1 protein-coding gene is annotated in these 1,082 nt (G+C 27.4%); it reads left to right on the forward strand.

Translation table 11 applies throughout. From position 1 onward, the window contains the following. Positions 1-997, forward strand: a 997-nt coding sequence (locus tag B0A66_RS23035; protein WP_089052073.1) for a hypothetical protein, incomplete at its 5' end; no start/stop codon positions are given. Positions 998-1,082 lie beyond the last annotated feature (85 nt).

Consider the following 1,082-nt stretch of genomic DNA (forward strand, 5'->3'; position numbering starts at 1 on the left):
CTATTTCAGGACAAGACATATAGATAAAATAAAACGACATCTTGAATTACAAAAAAAAGTCGAGACTGAAGAAACTGAATATGATAATCCTTATGATTTAAGTGTTGAAGATTTACATTTGGCACACTCAATCATAGATCAACAACTTCAGAATAGTGGTTTTAAAAGAATTGCAGATGATGAATTTGAAAAAAGAATAAATTTGATTTTTAATATTAATTCTAAAAGTGAATGCATTAAAATTAGCTATGGTAATGATTATATAACCTTGTTTGGGAATTTGATGGATGGTAAATTAAAAACATTACTTTATAATCAATATAGTCTTAATTTTTTTACACAAAATATTTTTTTTTCTAAAGAGAAACATTTTTTATTTGAAATGTTTACACTGGAAGAAATCATTACTATAAACAATAATGATTCATATTCTTTAAAAGTTCCAGAATATATTATCAATCGCAACAAGTACCTCTTCAACGATAATAAGGGAAGTTTAATGTGGCTAAAAACTCATGACAAGTTTTTCTTAGAATCATTGGTAAAAACCTTTGGTTACGTTAAGGATAAAGATTTGTTAAAATGGGTATTAGATAAAAAACTTTTAAAAAACAGCCAGGATGATGTAGAAGAGTTTGCAAAAATCCTAGGGACTAGAAATTGTGATGGTAAAATTGAATTTCATAAAGAAGTCTTCGATTTCATGTTAACCCAAAACGAGATTGAAAGAGAGAAATATGCGGCCAGCTTATTACATTTTCGGGATTATTATAAAAATACGGGAAAAGATTTAAGCTTTAGTGAGTTAACTAAAATTAGAGCGATAGTCTGTTATTATGGTACAAAAATGAGTGATAATTACTTTTATTCTTTTTTTCCTTATCTACATAGTGAAAAATATGCAGAAGAGTTTAAAAAGAATAATTATTACAATATATCTGATTTTAAAGAGCTTTATGAAGACGCTAAATATGGAGGGATTAATGAACCATATTAGAGATTGGTTTTCTATAGTCTGAACTTTCAGCACCAACTTTCAAAAACAAAGCCCTGTATCAATACTGAACATGCCCCAAAAAGTT

The sequence above is a fragment of the Flavobacterium hercynium genome (genome assembly GCF_002217285.1).
In the GTDB taxonomy this organism is placed as follows: domain Bacteria; phylum Bacteroidota; class Bacteroidia; order Flavobacteriales; family Flavobacteriaceae; genus Flavobacterium; species Flavobacterium hercynium.